Origin of the sequence: Methanobrevibacter sp. YE315, from assembly GCF_001548675.1 — an archaeon.
GTDB lineage: Archaea > Methanobacteriota > Methanobacteria > Methanobacteriales > Methanobacteriaceae > Methanocatella.
On record NZ_CP010834.1, the window covers coordinates 1,864,813 to 1,883,545 of the forward strand.

18 protein-coding genes and 1 tRNA gene are annotated in these 18,733 nt (G+C 33.5%); 5 read left to right on the plus strand and 14 right to left on the minus strand.

Annotated elements, in window-relative coordinates; translation table 11 throughout:
- Positions 1 to 53: 53 nt before the first annotated feature.
- Positions 54 to 1,469 carry a sodium:alanine symporter family protein gene (locus tag TL18_RS08615; RefSeq protein WP_067044302.1) on the minus strand — a complete coding sequence of 472 codons (1,416 nt, stop codon included), beginning with the start codon at positions 1,467 to 1,469 and terminating at the stop codon, positions 54 to 56.
- A 279-nt stretch (positions 1,470 to 1,748) separates the two neighbouring features.
- Positions 1,749 to 3,083, minus strand: coding sequence for an NADP-specific glutamate dehydrogenase (gene gdhA, locus TL18_RS08620; RefSeq protein WP_067044304.1), 1,335 nt, complete (start codon positions 3,081 to 3,083; stop codon positions 1,749 to 1,751).
- Between the two features lie 519 nt (positions 3,084 to 3,602).
- Here gdhA and TL18_RS08625 point away from each other — a divergent pair.
- Positions 3,603 to 3,854, plus strand: a complete 252-nt coding sequence (locus TL18_RS08625) for a hypothetical protein (protein WP_067044307.1) — start codon at positions 3,603 to 3,605, stop codon at positions 3,852 to 3,854.
- Here TL18_RS08625 and prf1 read toward each other — a convergent pair.
- Positions 3,851 to 5,095: a peptide chain release factor aRF-1 gene (gene prf1, locus TL18_RS08630; RefSeq protein ID WP_067044311.1), complete on the minus strand. Its 1,245-nt coding sequence runs from the start codon at positions 5,093 to 5,095 to the stop codon at positions 3,851 to 3,853. The two genes, TL18_RS08625 and prf1, sit on opposite strands and share 4 nt — an antisense overlap.
- 79 nt (positions 5,096 to 5,174) lie before the next feature.
- A complete protein-coding gene (locus TL18_RS08635) occupies positions 5,175 to 6,056 on the minus strand; it encodes a hypothetical protein (RefSeq protein ID WP_156064665.1) in 882 nt (293 codons plus the stop codon).
- A gap of 283 nt (positions 6,057 to 6,339) precedes the next feature.
- Between TL18_RS08635 and TL18_RS08640 the strand changes: the two genes are divergently transcribed.
- Positions 6,340 to 6,843, plus strand: a complete 504-nt coding sequence (locus tag TL18_RS08640) for a zinc ribbon domain-containing protein (protein ID WP_067044317.1) — start codon at positions 6,340 to 6,342, stop codon at positions 6,841 to 6,843.
- Here TL18_RS08640 and rimI read toward each other — a convergent pair.
- Positions 6,817 to 7,269 carry a ribosomal protein S18-alanine N-acetyltransferase gene (gene rimI, locus TL18_RS08645; protein WP_067044320.1) on the minus strand — a complete coding sequence of 151 codons (453 nt, stop codon included), beginning with the start codon at positions 7,267 to 7,269 and terminating at the stop codon, positions 6,817 to 6,819. The genes TL18_RS08640 and rimI overlap by 27 nt on opposite strands.
- Before the next feature lie 68 nt (positions 7,270 to 7,337).
- Here rimI and TL18_RS08650 point away from each other — a divergent pair, with 68 nt between their 5' ends.
- Genes TL18_RS08650 through cobK form a run of 3 tightly spaced genes read left to right on the plus strand, consistent with a single transcriptional unit; the run spans position 7,338 to position 10,943 of the window.
- Positions 7,338 to 7,727, plus strand: a complete 390-nt coding sequence (locus tag TL18_RS08650) for a UPF0146 family protein (RefSeq protein WP_067044323.1) — start codon at positions 7,338 to 7,340, stop codon at positions 7,725 to 7,727.
- A 4-nt stretch (positions 7,728 to 7,731) separates the two neighbouring features.
- Positions 7,732 to 10,161 (plus strand): cation-translocating P-type ATPase, encoded by a 2,430-nt coding sequence (locus TL18_RS08655; RefSeq protein ID WP_067044325.1) that lies wholly within the window; start codon positions 7,732 to 7,734, stop codon positions 10,159 to 10,161.
- Entirely contained in the window at positions 10,158 to 10,943 is a 786-nt protein-coding gene (cobK, locus tag TL18_RS08660; protein WP_067044328.1) for a precorrin-6A reductase, read from the plus strand. The genes TL18_RS08655 and cobK overlap by 4 nt, the downstream gene beginning before the upstream one ends.
- 16 nt (positions 10,944 to 10,959) lie before the next feature.
- On the opposite strand, the gene TL18_RS08665 is transcribed toward cobK, so the two are convergent.
- The 9 genes from TL18_RS08665 to TL18_RS08705 all read right to left on the minus strand — a co-directional run bounded on the left by TL18_RS08665 (position 10,960) and on the right by TL18_RS08705 (position 18,732).
- Positions 10,960 to 11,043, minus strand: a tRNA-Ser gene (locus tag TL18_RS08665).
- A gap of 36 nt (positions 11,044 to 11,079) precedes the next feature.
- Complete coding sequence (gene rpsJ / locus TL18_RS08670) at positions 11,080 to 11,388, minus strand: 30S ribosomal protein S10 (RefSeq protein WP_042691424.1); 309 nt, start codon at positions 11,386 to 11,388, stop codon at positions 11,080 to 11,082.
- Between the two features lie 67 nt (positions 11,389 to 11,455).
- Positions 11,456 to 12,697, minus strand: coding sequence for a translation elongation factor EF-1 subunit alpha (gene tuf, locus TL18_RS08675; protein ID WP_067044331.1), 1,242 nt, complete (start codon positions 12,695 to 12,697; stop codon positions 11,456 to 11,458).
- A 147-nt stretch (positions 12,698 to 12,844) separates the two neighbouring features.
- On the minus strand, positions 12,845 to 15,043 hold the full coding sequence (locus tag TL18_RS08680) for an elongation factor EF-2 (protein WP_067044334.1): 2,199 nt from the start codon (positions 15,041 to 15,043) through the stop codon (positions 12,845 to 12,847).
- 28 nt (positions 15,044 to 15,071) lie between these two features.
- Positions 15,072 to 15,632 carry a 30S ribosomal protein S7 gene (locus tag TL18_RS08685; protein ID WP_067044337.1) on the minus strand — a complete coding sequence of 187 codons (561 nt, stop codon included), beginning with the start codon at positions 15,630 to 15,632 and terminating at the stop codon, positions 15,072 to 15,074.
- 13 nt (positions 15,633 to 15,645) lie between these two features.
- Positions 15,646 to 16,071 carry a 30S ribosomal protein S12 gene (locus TL18_RS08690; RefSeq protein ID WP_067044341.1) on the minus strand — a complete coding sequence of 142 codons (426 nt, stop codon included), beginning with the start codon at positions 16,069 to 16,071 and terminating at the stop codon, positions 15,646 to 15,648.
- Between the two features lie 288 nt (positions 16,072 to 16,359).
- Positions 16,360 to 17,829 (minus strand): MFS transporter, encoded by a 1,470-nt coding sequence (locus tag TL18_RS08695; protein ID WP_067044344.1) that lies wholly within the window; start codon positions 17,827 to 17,829, stop codon positions 16,360 to 16,362.
- 165 nt (positions 17,830 to 17,994) lie between these two features.
- The gene (locus tag TL18_RS08700; protein WP_067044346.1) at positions 17,995 to 18,426 is read right to left on the minus strand and encodes a NusA-like transcription termination signal-binding factor; all 432 of its coding nucleotides are present in this window, start codon (positions 18,424 to 18,426) and stop codon (positions 17,995 to 17,997) included.
- A 6-nt stretch (positions 18,427 to 18,432) separates the two neighbouring features.
- Positions 18,433 to 18,732 carry a 50S ribosomal protein L30e gene (locus tag TL18_RS08705; protein ID WP_156064668.1) on the minus strand — a complete coding sequence of 100 codons (300 nt, stop codon included), beginning with the start codon at positions 18,730 to 18,732 and terminating at the stop codon, positions 18,433 to 18,435.
- Between the last annotated feature and the right edge of the window lies 1 nt (position 18,733).

The following is an 18,733-nucleotide window of genomic DNA, read 5'->3' on the forward strand; positions in this document are numbered from 1 at the left end:
TAAAAAAAAACTTTTATTATATTCTTTAATAATAAATCAGATGGGATGAAATCTCACTTCCAATAGTCCAGCGTGTCTTCATTAAGGCCTATTGATTTTGCTTTAAAAACCGGGTTTTTTCCGGCCTTTTTCTGCTTTTCATAATCTTTCATGCAGCCAATAGCAATTTTACTGAGAAGTATGCATACCGGCAGGTTGATTACTATCATGCCACCCATACTAATATCAGCCATTGCCCAAGCAGCATCCATTGGAAGAGTAGCCCCAATAAAAATAACTAAAACACATGCCAAATGAACTATACTCATGACTCTTTTTGAAGGTTCCTTTTCCTTATTCAAAAAAAACAAAGCACTGTCAACATAATAAAGATTTCCTATCAATGTCGTGAATGCAAACAGCACCATCGCAATTATGATAAATATGGGGCCGGCACTACCAAAAATCGTTTGAATCGAATTTTGTACATATGGTGCGCCTGCAACAGTTGAACTTCGCACCACCCCAGTGGACAGGCACATTAATGCAGTAGCCGTGGATAAAAACAATGTATCAATATACACGGATAAAATTTGAGCCAAACCCTGCTTTACAGGATGGGAAACATTCGCAGAAGCAGCGGCATTCGGTGCCGAACCGATTCCCGCTTCATTAGAGAATACACTTCGTTTGATTCCGTAAACCATACATGATCCAGTCACACCACCAAATATAGAATTGAAATCAAATGCATCTTGAAAAATCATGAAAAACATTGAAGGTATATTTTTAAAATTGAATAGAATTACAATTAAACAAATAGCTACATAAGCAATACCCATAAACGGTACGATTACACTAGTAAAACTGACTATTCTTTCACCACCACCAATTATACAATATCCAGTCGAAATAGCAAGCAATGCGCCTACAATAGCCGGAGTTACAGACGGATTATAAAAGGGATAATCCATAAATGTTGATTGCAGGTTAAAAGAACATAACATATTAAATCCAACGGCATATGTAATGATTAGAAATATGGAAAACAAAACAGCCACTCTATGTTTTTGCAAAGCATTTTCAATATAATATGCCGGACCCCCAAAGAATCGGCCTTCAGAATCTCTCCTTTTATAAATCTGGGCTAAAGTACTTTCTATAAATGCAGAGGATGCTGTGCTAATAGCGATAAACCACATCCAAAAAACAGCTCCAGGGCCGCCAAGACAGATTGCTGTCGACACTCCTACAATATTAGCGGTTCCCACCCGTGAAGCGGTAGATACCAACATTGCCTGAAAGGAAGATACACTACCCTCCTCTTCAGGAGGTTCCAGAAGGATTCTGAGAGATTCAACAAACAATCTAATCTGTACTCCTTTTGTCAGAACAGTAAAAAAGAAACCTACCAATATCAAGAAGACTATCAGGTAAGGGTAGTACATAAAACTATCCATTTGATTTAAAATATTAACTACATCTATCATGGCATCTCAGTTTGAAAATTCTTATACTCAACAACCTTTTTCCAAATATAATATTTAATAATGAATAATATGGGAAGTTGTAACTTAAACCATACAGTTAATGATTTAATTTTCATATTATTAATAATTATAACAATAAATCAGACTTTTTAAATCTTTAATTTCAAGAAAATAAAGTTTTGTATTGTCTTAAACTCTAAAAAAACATCAAAAATCAAATTAATAAATAACAAAAAAGAAACGATGATAATAAAAAAAGAAAAAAGAAAACAAGGAAATCTATACGATTCCTTGTGCGTTCATAGCGTCAACTACTTTTTTGAATCCTGCAATGTTTGCTCCTGCAACATAGTTTTTATCCATGCCATATTCTTCAGCAGCATCTGCAACATTTGCAAAGATTTCTTCCATGATTCTTTGAAGTCTTTCATCAACTTCTTCAAATGACCAGGATAATCTTTCTGAGTTTTGGGTCATTTCAAGTGCGGAAGTAGCTACTCCACCAGCGTTTGAAGCTTTACCAGGTGAGAATAATACTCCATTTTCTTGTAAGTATTCGGTAGCTTCGATAGTGGTTGGCATGTTTGCTCCTTCAGCAACAGCAATTACGCCATTTTCAACTAAGATTTTAGCATCTTCTAATTGTAATTCGTTTTGAGTAGCACATGGTAATGCAATGTCACATTTAATTGTCCATACACCTTTACCTTCATGGTATTCAGCGCTTTCTCTTGCTTCAGCATATGCAGTTAATCTTTCACGTTTTACTTCTTTTACTTCTTTTAATAACTCAACATCGATTCCTTCAGGATCGTAAATCCAACCTGATGAATCGGAACAGGTTACTACATTACCGCCTAATTGTTGAGCTTTTTGAATTGCATAGATTGCTACATTACCTGCACCGGATACAACAATGGTTTTTCCAGCAATATCAACATCATTTGCTTTTAACATTGCATTAGTGAAGTATAATAATCCGTATCCAGTTGCTTCAGTTCTTGCAAGAGAACCTCCGAAGGATAATCCTTTACCAGTTAATACACCTTCGTATAAACCTCTAATTCTTTTGTATTGACCGAATAAGAAACCGATTTCGCGACCGCCTACACCAATATCTCCTGCAGGCACATCAGTATCAGCTCCAATGTATTTGCATAATTCAGTCATGAAACTTTGACAGAATGCCATGATTTCTCTGTCGGATTTTCCTTTAGGATCAAAGTCAGATCCACCTTTTCCTCCACCAATTGGAAGACCTGTTAAGGAGTTTTTGAAAATTTGTTCGAAACCTAAAAATTTGATAATACCTAAATTAACGGATGGGTGGAAACGTAATCCGCCTTTGTAAGGTCCAATTGCACTGTTGAATTGTACACGGTATCCGGTGTTAACTTGTACTTGTCCGTTGTCATCTACCCAAGGGACACGGAATTTAATTTGTCTTTCCGGATTAGTTAATCTTTCAAGAAGTGCATTTTTTCTGTATTCATCTTCGTTTTCTTCAATTACAACCCTTAAAGATTCCAATACTTCGCGAATTGCTTGATGGAATTCTGGTTCTGAAGGGTTTTGTTCAATAATGGTTTCAATTACTTCATCTACGTATGACAAAAATATTCCTCCAAATTGCATTTAGATTTATTTTTTGATATCATTAAATTTTCAAATTTTTTACTGACTTTTCAGTAATATTTAACAATATAATTAATTATATGCATCTTATAATATTTAAATATTTTTCAATTTTTACATAAATATTCGAATATTTTTCATAAAATAATAAATTTATCCTAAACAAATTATAAAATATTCAATTAAAACTAATCAAATTAATAATGCTTTTTAAATATTAATCCAAAATGTCTAACTAAAATAATTAATTAATGTACAAATCGGAAAACACCTTCCAACTAAAATATTCCGAATATGGAAAACTAAAATTGTCAAGAAAATGCTCCATTTGAGAAAGAAATTTAGAACAAAAACATATATTGGGCCATAATAAATAAACAAAATTATATACATTTTGAAAAAGCATATCTTTTTATATACTATAATTAACAAAGTAGAATACAAAATTTATCAAATTTTAAATTTTAATATACAAAATAATAAAATAGGATGAGTTAAATGATCGCCAACAAGATAACACAAACCCAATATGACGATTTAAAGAACAGCTATTTGAATAAAAATAGAACCATGCACTCATTATATGTTGAAATAAACAAAGAAATTAGAATTAGCAAACACCTATTTTTTGAATTGATTAATAAAATCAGACAAGAAGAAGGATTAAATGATTATTACTCCTTAGGAAAACAAAAAAAGAAAAATAGTATTATAGAAAATCTGGACAAATCTCCAAATCACTATAATTAGTAATCGACATAATATCTTAAAATTGCGGCAATTCCACCGAACGCCCTGTAAATTTGAGTTCCTTCTTCAGTTTCGGTAGAAATAAATTCAACATCAGTATTCATTTCTTCGGCAAGTTCAACAAACTCATCGGCCAGATCCATAGAAGAAGATTCTTTTAAAATCTCATTACATTTAGGGCATTTTTCATTAAGATTATCTGCTTCAGCTTGAGTTTTAACAGTTATATCTGTTTCATAACCACAATTAGAACAAGTGAATGTCTTGCGCATGCTTGTCAAATCTTCAGATAAAAGTAAAGTATCAACAGCACCCATAATCAAGTTATTCCTAACTTGGCTTTCACCATAGGAACATAATCCCTTTTCTTTTCTTAGTTCCTGAATAAATTGCTGAACCAGTTTTTTCTCATGCATCACATCAAGGTTTTCCAAATCATCAGCAGCTCTGGCAATAACTTCACGGATACCCTCTTCACCAGTATAAGAAGTATCTACAATAGATATAACCTTATTTTTAAGTTCATATTGAAGATAATCCCCATCATAGAAATCTTTTTTTGTAAAACCAGGACCTCCAATAATAATTCCTTTCAAATCATCTTTTAAAGGCAGAAATGTTTCATTCATATGGTCCCCAATACGTTTTAAGAATTGGTGAGCGAGGTCTTCGATTACACGGTCAAACCTTCTTTGTGATTGTCCACCGGCCTTATGCTTACCAGGAACACCACTGGTTAGATGACCAAGAATAGTTTCCTTTTTACCTTTTAAAGTAGCATAAGTTGCTTCATTCCTATCAATAACGGCAACACCATAAACATCACGTTCTTCAATCATGAATTCCAAAGGTTCAAGGAAAAACTCATTATTACATTTATACCAGTATGTTGTGACAGGTTCAGGAGGTTCTATAATGTATTTTTCCATTTTCTCAGTTCCCGGACCTCCTTTAGGAATCATACCAACAAACAATACCAAACCAGTTTCTGGAGGTTGTTTGTATAACTTAATACTTTCCAGTATTACTGCTATAGCAGATTGCACATTTTTCCTTGTTTGTTTACTCTTAATGTTAGCACTCTGACCCATTTCATCTCTCATGTGCTTTCCAACATCACTCAATTGTTTAGTTGGTGGAATATAAACGGAAACAAGCTCTGTACCTCTACCTCTTTTATTTGATAATTCTTTTAATGTTTTTTTAAATTCATATAATTCTTTTGATGATACTTCAGCCATGTTATCCCTATAAAAATTAAATTAATATAATAGATATAGTTTTATAAATACAAATATAAATAATTAATGAAAAAAATAGCTATTTGGATAAAATATTATCTCCAAATTTATTAAATAATTTCATATCCTCATCGGAAATAGTGTTTATCTCAAGCAAATCCATTCCGGTTATTTCAATTATTTCACGAGCCAAATGAACATAAGTGTCAGGATACTCATTATAGCCAAATAAATGCCAAATAACATCCCCATTGAAAACCATTTCTAAATACCAGTCATATCCTTCCAGATCATCCGGATCACGAGCATTGGATTTGCAGTGATACTCATCAAAAATCCACAAATAAACATGATACTTCTCCAACAGTTCCAAAATTAAGTTTTCATCATCCTCAGACAAATCCTTATCAATATATCCCTTAATGGTTTTATCTGAAAAGTTAATTATTATCCTAGGTCTCGGTATGTCATAAGGATATGCTTTATAATGACCAAATTCGATTGCTTTAAGATTTAATTTAACATCACCATCATAAACACCGTCTTTTCTAATATCATGATACAGTGGTGTGGCAAATTGCTTTTGATAGTTTAAATGCAGTACATCAAATTCAAAGAATTCTTTTAAGAGCTGTCCAAATTCAATCCAATCTTTAGGAAAATTATTTTTAAAGCTGTATTCAACAAATTCGTTTGTAGAATAAATGATAACATTACATGAATAAATCAGCTCCAATTTTTCAAAATATGTGAACTCTTCAGATTCAAAATCATCAAATAAGTTCAGTTTTTCGAATTTATAAAGAAATTCATCAGCTTTTTCATTGCTGAAATTATGAATTTTGCTGGTCATATTGCGCCTTAGGCCAACCAGAATATCAATCCATGAATCATCACACAGTGAACTCTCTTCAAGAAACTTATCGCCACTACCCCGCTCAGAAATCTTATAATAAGCCATATTGCTACCAAAATCTATAGTAAAACATTCATAATGACGGTTAAGGCGTTTAAAATTAAATCTTTGGGTAATTTCAATTTTTTCAATCATAAATATCATTAATTCTCAAATAATCCGTGCTATCTAATTTGAATATATATTAGCCCAGTCTAATATAATTATCGGGAATTATCTCATTTCAATGTAAAAAATATCTTAAAAAATTCAAAATCAATGGAGAAATACGAACTTGTAAAACAAAACTTTATTAATTATTTTTAATTAATTATAATTAAGTGATAATATGGTTTTAAGAAGATGCCCTCAATGCGGCTCAACAAGTGACGACATTTATGGTTTTTGTATAAAATGCGGATATGAATTTACAAAAATCGAAGCGGCTAAAAACGCATGCCCCTTATGCGGATTTTCAAATCCAGATGAAGCGGACTTTTGCGTTAAATGCGGCACTCCGTTAATTTTCAAAAATCAGAAGGGGATAAATCCAGTCATAATCAGAAAAGAGAGTATTAATAATTCCTCACTTGAAAAACCATCCCGCATGAACACTTGGTTAATATTATTCGGATACATATTCTCAATTCTAGGTGGAATTTTAGGATTAATCATTGCAATTTACCTTTCAACAAGAAAAGATCCTACAACCAAAAAACATGGCCACATACAATTGGCAATCTTTGGATTTTATATTATTCTAATTGGAATATTATTTGCTACTGGAAATATACCTGCAGAAGCGTTTACAAACTATTCACAAATGTTAGCGGGAAACTTTACCTTCCCTTAATTTCAGATACATTATTATTGCCCCGTCGCCATTTTCGTAATAGCCTGGAACAGTCCTATCTATTTTAAAATTAAAATTTTTATAGAATTCAACAGCACCGACATTATTCTCATTGACTTCAAGATATATGGTTTCTAGGTTCAGTAATGATAAAATAGCGATAGCCTTAACTAAAAGATGAGTTCCGGCACCCAAACGCCTATAATTTTTATCGACGGCTATTGAAATAATATGTCCCTGGTTTTCATATTTTATCCAAAACATCACATAACCAATTACATAGTTGTCCTCTTCAGCAACTAAAAAACCAATGCCCATCTCATATAACTGTTGAAACATGTTTATTCCATAAGATTGGTTAAATGACATGTTTTCTATTTCAAAAACCCTTTTTAAATCTGTTGGAACAAACTTTCTAACTTTCATACAAAAAAATATTATACAAAACAATGTATTTAATAGTTTGGATAATTAATATTAATTTGAGGAAAACTATGTGGCAAGATTTCGCAGATTACATCATAAATGAAACAAAAAATCAAAACGTGAAAATAGCTGAGATTGGTGTTGGAAAATTCAATGCGATTTCAGAAATTTTACAAAAAGAAGACAATATCACACTTATCAAAACCGATATTCAACCTGCAGACGCCACTGTAATTAAAGATGATATTACAAATCCTAATTTAGAATTATACGAGGATATGGATATTATTTATTCCATTAGACCTCCAAGTGAACTTCAACCATACTTAGTAAAATTGGCTGAAAAAATAAACTGCCAGCTTATTATTAAGCCATTAACAAACGAAGATTTAAATACGGGTAAAGTTAAAATGAAATTAAAAAATTTCAATAAGGCAAGCTTCTATGTTTTAAGGTGACATGATGGGCGAAATATTATCTAGATACAACACATCTCTTAACGGGCTTAACGAAAATGAAGTCCAAAAAAGGCAGCAAAAATACGGTTTAAATGAAATAGCCGAAAAGAAGCCTACACCACTGATAATACTATTTCTATCCCAATTCATAGATATCCTGCTTGGACTTTTAATTATTGCAGCTATTGCTGCTTTTGCAATTGGAGACTACATTGATGCAGGAGTAATTATCCTTGCAGTATTGTTAAATGCCATTATGGGATTTATCCAAGAATACAGATCACAAAAGGCAATTGAAAGTCTTAAAGGATTGATTACTAAAAAGGCTATTGTAAAAAGAGACAATGAAATTAAAGAAATTGATGCCAAATACTTAACAATAGGGGATGTTGTAATCTTAGAAGAAGGTTGCAAAGTGCCTGCTGATTCAATTTTAATTGAAACCCATCGTTTAAGCTGTGATGAATCCCAACTTACTGGAGAGTCAGAAGCGGTTGAAAAACAAATAAACGACAAAATTTTTATGGATTCCAATATTATTTCTGGAAACGCAATTGGTATTGTAGAAAATATTGGAATGAGGACAGAAATTGGTAAAATCGCCGACATCATCCAAGAAGACGATGAAGAGACTCCTCTTGCAAAACGTGTTGGAAAACTTGGAAAAACCCTATCTGCAATAGCAATTGTTGTGTGTATAGCTATTTTTATTTTGGAACTTTTTAAGGGCGTTGAAATTGTCGAAACATTTATGACTGCAGTTTCACTAGCTGTTGCGGCAATTCCTGAGGGGCTTCCTGCTGTTTTAACATTGACCCTTGCTTTAGGAATGTCTGAAATGGCAAAATCCCAAGCAATTGTGAGAAAACTTTTATCTGTTGAAACTTTAGGTTCATGCACAATCATTTGCAGTGATAAAACAGGCACCTTGACTGAAAATAAAATGACCGTAGTCGAGAGTTTTTATACAAATAAGGATAAAACACACTTAATCGGCAAATTATGTAACAATGCCACTATAAACAACGATAACATTATTGGAAACCAGACCGATGGTGCAATTTTAAGGTATTGCGTAGAAAATAATTCATCACTTGAAAGGGTAGGTGAAATCCCACTTGACAGTAATCGTAAAATGATGACTACTATACATAGATTAGATGGTGAAAATTATATTGCTTTAACAAAAGGTGCACCAGAAATAATTCTAGATAAATGCAAATACATAGATAGAGATGGAACTATTGAAATTATTGATACTGAAACAAAGGAAACGCTAGTTGAAAAAATTAGTGAAATGAGTGGGCGTGCACTAAGAGTAATCGGATTTGCATATAAAATAAATGATTGTGAAAATGCCGAATCAGACTTAACATTCACAGGACTATTGGGTTTAATAGATCCTCCAAAAAAAGATGCAAAACAATCCGTGCATGACTGCATTAATGCAGGAATTGACATTATCATGATTACAGGAGACCATGAAAAAACAGCCTGTGCAATAGCTAAAAATTTAGGAATCCTTACAACCGGTGAAATAATAACCGGAGATGAACTGGACAAACTTAGCGATGAGGAATATCTGGATATTGTAAAAGACATCCAAGTTTATGCAAGAGTGAAACCTAATCAAAAGATGAGAATTGTTGAAACTCTTAAAAAATTAGGAAATATTGTTGCAATGACCGGTGATGGAGTAAACGATGCTCCTGCACTTAAAAAAGCATCAATTGGGGTTGCAATGGGAAACGGGACCGATGTTGCAAAAGAAGCATCAGATATGATTTTGCAAAATAATGATTTTGCAACTATCGTAAAGGCCATTGAAGGCGGCCGTAAAATCTATGACAATATCAAAAGATTTGTAAAATACCAAGTTTCCACCAATGTTGGAGCAATATTAACAATTATTGGAACTTCCCTTTTAAATCTGCCGCTTCCATTTAATCCGGCACAATTATTATGGTTAAACATTGTAATGGACGGACCTCCGGCACAGATGCTGGGTATTGAAGGGGCTGAAAAGGACATCATGAAAAGACCTCCGGAAGTTGGCGACATCCTAACCAAAAACACATTGCTTCAAATATTCATCCTAGGTCTTGTAATGGCAATTGGAACAATTTGTGTATTCAGTTATGAGATACAAAAAGGAGCTCCTATTAAAACAGCAATGACAGTTGCATTTACATTATTTGTAGTTTATCAACTATTAAATGCATTTAATGGAAGGGCAAATTCAGAAAAATCAAGCAAATACCTATATTTAGGAATCATACTGTCATTCATACTTCAATTGTTAATAATATACATTCCACAACTACAAATAATATTCAGAACTTCAGCTATTGGATTGTTTGATTGGATAATAATCCTAATTGTGGCTTCAACAATATTGATAGCCCAAAAAATATTAGATAAAGTGATAAAATGAGAATATTACTATTAGGCGGCACTAAAGACTCTATCAATATAATTCAACATGTTAAAGATAATTATGATGCATATATTCTAACAACCACAACAACAGAATATGGTGCTAAATTAGCTCGTGAGGGTGGAAGTGACAAGACAATAGCCCGTCCACTTCCAAAAGAGGAAATTATGCAAATAATAAGAGATTGTGACATTGATATTTTAATCGATGCAACACATCCTTTTGCAGAACATATTACCCAAACCAGCGCCAGCATAGCAAATGAGTTAAAAATGCCATATATTCGCTTTGAGAGACCCACCACCAACCTTGAGGATATGGATACATCACGCATCCATTATGTAAATTCTTTTATTGATGCAGGAAAATTAATAGCCCATGAATTCAATCAAGGAAATGTATTGCATTTTGCAGGAGCCAACACCATGGAAGACGTGCTTAAAAACGTTCCGGTTGAAAGGTTCTACCCAAGAATTTTAAAAGTAGAAAGCTCACTTGAGAAATGCGAATCATTGAATATTGATCCGAGCCATATAATTCCAATGACCGGCGCCGCAAGTACAGAAGAGAATATCGAATTGATTGAAAAATATGATGCATCCGTTATGATTACAAAGGAAAGCGGTGAAATTGGCGGTGTAATCGATAAAATAGAAGCGGCCAATAAAAAAGATATCTCAATAATCATGATACAAAGACCACAAATAAAAGAAGTGAATAAAAAAGATATAGTATCTAATTTAGATGAATTAGATTTCAAATTAAAAAACTTTTTTTAAAAAATAGATTAAATAACGCCGAGACTGGGATTTGAACCCAGGCGAGGATGACCTCACAGGATTTCAAGTCCTGCGCCTTACCAGACTAGACTATCTCGGCAGATGAAAAGGAATATTTAGAAAGGAATCTAAATATTTAACCTTTAAGTTCAATTTCAATACTTACATTATCAGGAACGTTAACTTTCATAACTTGTCTCATAGCACGTTCATCAGCTCCAATACCGATTAAACGTTTATGAATTCTGAGTTCCCATTTTTCCCAAGAAGCTTTACCTTCTCCATCAGGAGATTTCCTTGTAGGTACAACTAATTTTTTAGTAGGTAATGGAATAGGACCAGATAAGTCAACACCAGTTCTTTCAGCAATTTTTTTAAGTTGGTCACATACATATGCTAATTTTTCTGGGTCGGTTCCTGTAAGCTTAATTCTTGCTTGATTCATGTATTATCCTCCAAAAAAACAAAAAGAAAGAAAGTAAAAAATTACTTTCTAGTTATTGTTTACAAACTTATTTTGCTGGGGTAACTTTAAGACATAATCCTGCAGCAACAGTTTGACCCATATCTCTGATAGCAAATCTACCCATTGGAGGAATGTTTTTAGCTTCTTCCATAACCATAGGTTTGGTAGGTTTGATTTGTACAATAGCTGCGTCACCAGTTTTAATGAAGTCTGGTTTTTCAGCTTGAGGTTGACCAGTAGCAGGGTCTAATTTAGAAGTTAATTCTAAGAAAGTACATGCAGTTTGGGAAGTGTGACAGTGGAATACAGGAGTGTATCCAACGGTAATTACACCAGGGTGTTGTAATACAACAACTTGTGCGGTAAATTCTTTAGCTACAGTAGGAGCATCAGCAGTGTGTCCAGCTACGTCTCCTCTTCTGATATCGTTTTTACCAACACCTCTTACGTTGAAACCGATGTTGTCACCAGGTTCAGCTACTTCGAATACTTCGTGGTGCATTTCGATAGATTTTACTTCACCGGAAGCTCCAGCTGGTTCAAAGATAACGTTTTCACCTTTTTTCATGATACCGGTTTCTACTCTTCCTACAGGTACAGTTCCTACACCAGTAATGGAATAAACGTCTTGAATAGGAATTCTTAATGGTAAGTCTACAGGTTTTTCAGGTGGAGTTAATTTGTCTAATTCTTCCATGAGAGTTCCGCCTTTGTACCAGGTCATGTTGTCACTTTTTTCTTTAATGTTGTCTCCTTCAAATGCGGAAAGAGGGATGAAAGGTACGGTAGCAGGATCTCTACCAATAGATTTGAGTAAAACTCCAACTTCTTCTTTAACTTCGTTGAATCTTTCTTCACTGTAATCAACCATATCCATTTTGTTGATTGCAATGATGATTTGTTTAATACCTAAAGTCATGGATAAGAACATGTGTTCTTTGGTTTGTGGCATTACACCATCTTTTGCATCTACTACTAATACAGCAGCGTCAGCTTGGGATGCACCAGTAATCATGTTTTTAACGAAGTCTCTGTGTCCTGGACAATCTACAACAGTGTAATCGTATTTGTTAGTGGAGAATTTTTGGTGAGCTAAATCGATAGTTACTCCTCTTTCTCTTTCTTCTCCTAATTTGTCCATAACAAATCTGAATTTGTTTTCACCGTCATCTAATTGTTGTTCAGCGATTGCACCAGCTTTTAATAATAAGTGTCCAACTAAAGTGGATTTTCCGTGGTCAACGTGTCCAATAAATGCTAAGTTAAGATGTTCTTTTTCTTTTGCCATTATAATAACCTCTTTTGTAATATTAACAAACAATATCTATAAGCTTAAATGATAGCTTAAATGTTACTTTTATACTTTAACATATAAATAGATAATGTTTTTTTATAAATTTTAATAAAAAAATATAAAAATTAAAAAATTTTAATTTTATAAATCACCTAAGTAGTGGCTTGCAGGGAATGGTTCTGCGGATAAGCCTTTTCTTTGTCTGATTTCTCTTACGATTTGATTTTGCATCTCACGTGGGAGCGGTTCAAATCCAGCAATCTCGGTAGACCATAAACATCTACCTTCAGCAGCAGATCTGATGTCTCCAGCGAAACCGAACATTTCAGCTACAGGCACTTTAGATTCAATTCTTGCCATGTCTCCTTCTTGACCCATGTTTACAATTTGACCTCTTCTGTTTTGGATTTCACGAGTACATGAACCCATGTAATCATTAGGAGTGTCAATAACTACTTTTTGCATAGGTTCGAGTAATGAAGGTTCTGCAAGCATCATGGAACCTAAAATAGCGTTTCTGATTGCAGGCAATACTTGTGCAGGTCCTCTGTGAACTGCGTCTTCGTGAAGTTTTGCATCATGGAGTTTGAATTTTAATCCCATACAAATTTCTTCACCTAAAGGACCGGTTTTTAAGGTATTTTCAAATCCTTCAAGTAATAGTTCTTTTACTTCATCCAAGTATTGAATACCACGAGTCATGTTAAGGAATATGCTTCTGTTGTGAACAGCCCATACTCTTCTAGCTTCTTCTTTATCTAAACCATGTTCCATGAAGTCGTTAGCTGATTCTTTACCTTTTACTCTACCTTCTTTAATGTCTCCTTCTTGGATTGCATTAAAGAGTTCAGGTTCAATAGGTTCAACAGTAATGTAGAATCTGTTGTGTTTGTTAGGAGATTTACCTTCAACTTGTGGAGATAATTGTCTTACAGTTTCTCTGTATACAACAATAGGTTCAGAAGTTGTGATATCTACACCTTTATCTTTGATTCTGTAACCGATAACTTCTAAGTGAAGCTCACCCATACCGGAAACTAAGTGTTCACCAGTTTCTTCGTTAATATCGATTCTGACAGTAGGGTCTTCTTTACCGGTTTGTCTTAATACTTCAATTAATTTTGGTAAATCTTTAGTATTTTTAGCTTCTACAGCAACAGTAACTACAGGTTCAGAGATGTGTTCTAATCCTTCGAACTCTTTGATTTTGTGTTCAGGAGAACATAAGGTTTCACCAGCAATAGCTCCTTTTGCACCAGCTACATATACAATGTTACCAGCAGGAACTTTGTCAGTGTTAACTCTTTCAGGTCCGAAGTATACACCTACTTGTTGTACTCTGGATTTACCGTGGGATCCTACCATGTAAACTTCAGTACCTTTTTCAATAGCTCCACCGTATACCCTACCAGTAGCGATTTCACCAGCGTGTTTATCTACAGATACGTTGGTAACCATTACTGCTAAAGGTCCGTCAGGGGAAGTTTTGACCATACCGTCACCAGCAGGAGATTCAATGTCTCCATCCCAGATGTTAGGTACTCTGTAAACTTGAGCTTCTTTAGGGGAAGGCAAGTGTTCTACTACCATACCTAATAATACATCGGATAACGGTACTTTTTTAGCTAATTCTTTTTCATTGTCAGCATTACAATAATCAATAATATCTTTAAAGTTGATACCAGTTTCTTGCATGGTTGGAACATTGATAGCCCAATTGTGGTATGCTGAACCGAATGCTACACTACCATCAGTGAAATCTAATTTCCATTCATCTTTTTTGTCTTCAGGAGCCATGTTTTTGATTAATTTGTTAGCTTCCATGAAGATTTTCAAGAATCTGTTTTGTAACTCTTCAGGTTCTAATTTTAACTCGTTGATTAATCTGTCAACTTTGTTAATGAATAAAACTGGTTTTACGTTTTCTTTTAATGCTTGTCTGAATACAGTTTCGGTTTGTGGCATGATACCTTCTACAGCACAAACTACAACTACTGCACCATCTACAGCTCTCATAGCACGGGTTACGTCCCCACCGAAGTCAACGTGACCTGGAGTATCGATTAAGTTAATTAAGTATTCACTGTCTTTGTAATCGTGCACCATAGATACGTTAGCTGCATCGATAGTAATACCACGTGCTTGTTCTTGTTCGTCAAAATCTAAGAATCTTTGATCACCAGCAAGTTCTTCGGAAATCATTCCTGCACCTGCAAGTAAGTTATCAGATAAAGTGGTTTTACCGTGATCGATGTGAGCACAGATACCAATGTTTCTGATTTGATCAGGTTCATACATTAATTCTTTGATTTTTGCAATCATTTTGTCTCTTCTACTCAAAATAACCACCTAAAAAACATAAATATGATTAGTGTGCTGCTTTAGCAACTCTTTCTTTCTCTTCAGCTTTTCTTAAAGCAAAACTTCTTGAATCTTCTTCGGATGCAAGAATTAATTCATCAGCTAAACATTCAGCAACAGATTTCCTGTTTTTGAATGATGATTGTAAAGTACCTCTAGTTAAGAAACCTAAGGAAAGGTCAACTCTTCTTTGTGGAGAAATATCAACAGCAACTTGGTATCCAATACCACCGTATTTAATACGGGTAGTTTCTTCACGAGGTGCAGTGTTTTCAACTGCAGTAACTAAAACTTGAACTGGATTCTTTTTAGTTCTTTTGTTAATGATTTCTAAAGCTTCTCTTACAATATTGTAAGCTTTATTTTTCTTACCGGAGTTGAGATGGGTTCTCATGATTTTATTCATTAATCTTTCAACAATAGATACTTTAGATTTTGCGAATTGTCTTTTTACATGTCTACCAGAAGTATGTGGAACTAAAGTTTCATCTAAGCAGATATATTTTACTAAACCTAAGTCCTCAACTTTTACTTCATCGAGATCCCATTTGTCAAATAATTTACTCATAAACATAACCACCTTATCTTACAGGTTTTTCTATTTTTCCACTTACCATTTCTGATAAAGCTACGTTATTAACTTTGGAAACTTTCCAACGGACTCCAGGAATATCTCCCATGGATCTTCCAGATGGTCCACCAATTCCTTCAATCATTACTTCATCGTGCTCATCAATAAAACCGATAGCTCCGTCACCTGGTGCGAAAGCAGTTAATTGTTTTCCGTTTTTAATTAATTGAACACGTACACATTTACGAATAGCAGAGTTAGGTTGTTTTGCTTCTATCCCTACTTTTTCGATTACAATACCTCTAGCTTGAGGAGCTCCTTCAAGAGGATCCGCTTTAACGTCTAATCTTAAAGCTCTTCTTTTGTAATCTACATCTTTCCACTTAAAATTTTGTCTATTTTTTTTAAGTTTTTTTGCAGCAAAAAGTCCTGGCATAATTTTTTCCTCGAATTTTTTGTTAAAAACATATCTAAGAATCCACCGCTGCGATTTATACTATAAGCTATAGTACAATCTAAATTCAAAGATATAAATCAGTAATAATAATTAATTAGATAAAATAATTTATCTAAATGAAGATATCTTGAAATAATTATTAAAAACAATGACAAAAAGCACACATAGTCATGTTATAAAAAAGTACAGATATCTTATGATAATTTATATACATACCCCTTTATAAAGGTATTTATTTTTAATATAAACATGCGCAAAAATTCAAGATTATGAATTTTTATTAGAGTCAATTTTAAAGTTCTTTAAAATCCAAGCAGGAAGAAACCTCTTCATTATATTAATAATTTCTGGATTTTCAGCTCTTTCAAAGTAATATTTGCTAATGCCCAATAATATTATGCAAGATACAGACATTATCAAACAAACAAACATCATGCATCTGGAAGATTCGATTAAGCCCAGAACATTATGTGAGACTTCCATCTGACCAACAAACAATACGCAAATAACATTAAATATTGTTGTACTGAAAAGTTTACCCATTTCTTTTACAGTTGATAAAAAGGAAGCTGCATCAGGCAAATCCTCAACATCAACTGATGTGAGAACATATCTGTTGTTTGGTGATGAAAACAGTCCATGACCAATACCCTGAAGAATAACGCCCAAAATTATCATATAGGACGGGACATATTCTAGAAATGCGAAAATAATTAAAGAACAAGAAATTACAACCATGGCTATAGCTGAAATCACACGTGAATCATACTTATCAGACAATTTACCTGCATAAGGTGCAGCAAATACCATTAAAACGGGAGTAATAAACAATATCAAACCGGTAGCTCTGGAATCAATTCCCATAACTATCTGTAAATGCAAGCTTAAAACATAAGTTGCAATGAAAGTGACAAAATACCCTACTGCCGCAGAATAGTTGCCGATTACATATTGAACATTTCTTAAAAGCTTTAGATTATAAACAGGATGCGACCTTTTTTTCTCGAACATGACAAAAATTACCAATAAAACAACTGCCACTATCATGAACATCGCCCCTCCACTAAAAATATTTGAAAGGCCATAAATCAGGAAAATAATCAATAATACATAAAGAATTGAACCTGCATTATCAACTGGCTTTTTCTCGGTTGTCCATTCATCTGTAAGATAGTGAGCTAAAAACAATTGCAAAACCAATAAGGGAACAATCATTAAAAATGCGAATCTCCAAGAAAGATAATATGAAACTATCCCCGCAAGTGACGGTGCGATGGTCATACCAATATATCCTGCAGATCCGACGATACCCAATACATAACCCGTTTTATCTTCAGGTATCTCTAAAATAATCATCATGTAAATACTGAAGTACAAAATTGCACAGTTAATTCCTTGAATAACTCTAGATAGAAGAAAGATTTCAGTATTTACAGTAAATGCAGAAATCACCAAACCTAAAATCAAACCGCAAATAGCTAATTTTGTATATCTTTTAACCCCATACTGACTTATGATTTTACTAAGGGGGATGCTTACAGAAATTGATGAAATAAAAAAGATTATGGTAATCCAATTTAATGTTGAAACCGTAATTCCCAATTCTAAAGATATCTCAGGCAATAAAACAGTACTCACATTAGTAACCATACTTGTGGATAGTTGATTTAGAGCAGCTAAAATAACAAGAATAAATACCTGTGATTTCCAATCAACACTTTTAAAATCCAAATTCATAAAACAAACCAATCCACTAGAAAATCAATTAAGAATAAACTCATCCCGTAATCCTTATTTATATCATATGTGGAGTAAAAATATTTAAACATTAATAGTTAATCTAAAAAAATGATATCTTACAGTTAAAAATAAAAAAAATAAATTAAAAAAATAGCTCGAAAGCTATTTTAATATAATATTGTCGATATTATGTTGTCTATCTGCTAATAATTTAGCTCTTTCAATATTAATCCCATTTTTACCGATAGCAATACGCTTGTTGGTATTGTCTGCTGTAACAATAGCAATTTTTTCGCCAGACTGCTTTTGACTTACTTTAACAGATTGTAACTTTGCAGGGGATAAACAATTTTTAATAAATTGTATTGGATCATCATCCAATTCGATAATCTCAACACCTTTATCTACAGCTCTTTGAACTTTAGATACGGAACTTCCGCCTTTTCCTATAGCAAGTCCCATGTCACCATTTTTTACAACAAAGGTAACTTTACCATGTTCATCATCGATAATGCAATCTTTAACCATTGCTCCAGTCATATTTTCGAAAAGAGCTATGTATCTAATTTCATTTGCACTAAATTTAATAGACACTTAAATCTACCTCAAATCGTCTAATATTGTAGAATCTCCTGGATCGTTTACGATTAATGTAGCAACAGTAAATGGTTTACCACAAACAGAACCCAAATCTACACTAGTTCCATCATATACAATGGATGGAATTTCGGAAAGATTTGCATAATATTCAACATCTTCAAGAATTTCTTTAGGAGCGTTAGCAGCAACAACAACAAGTTGTCCTTTTCCTAATTTTAAAGATTGAATTGATTTTTCAGAGCCTAATGTTACATCACCAGTGTCAACAGCAACCCTGATTCCTCTATCTACGTCCATCATC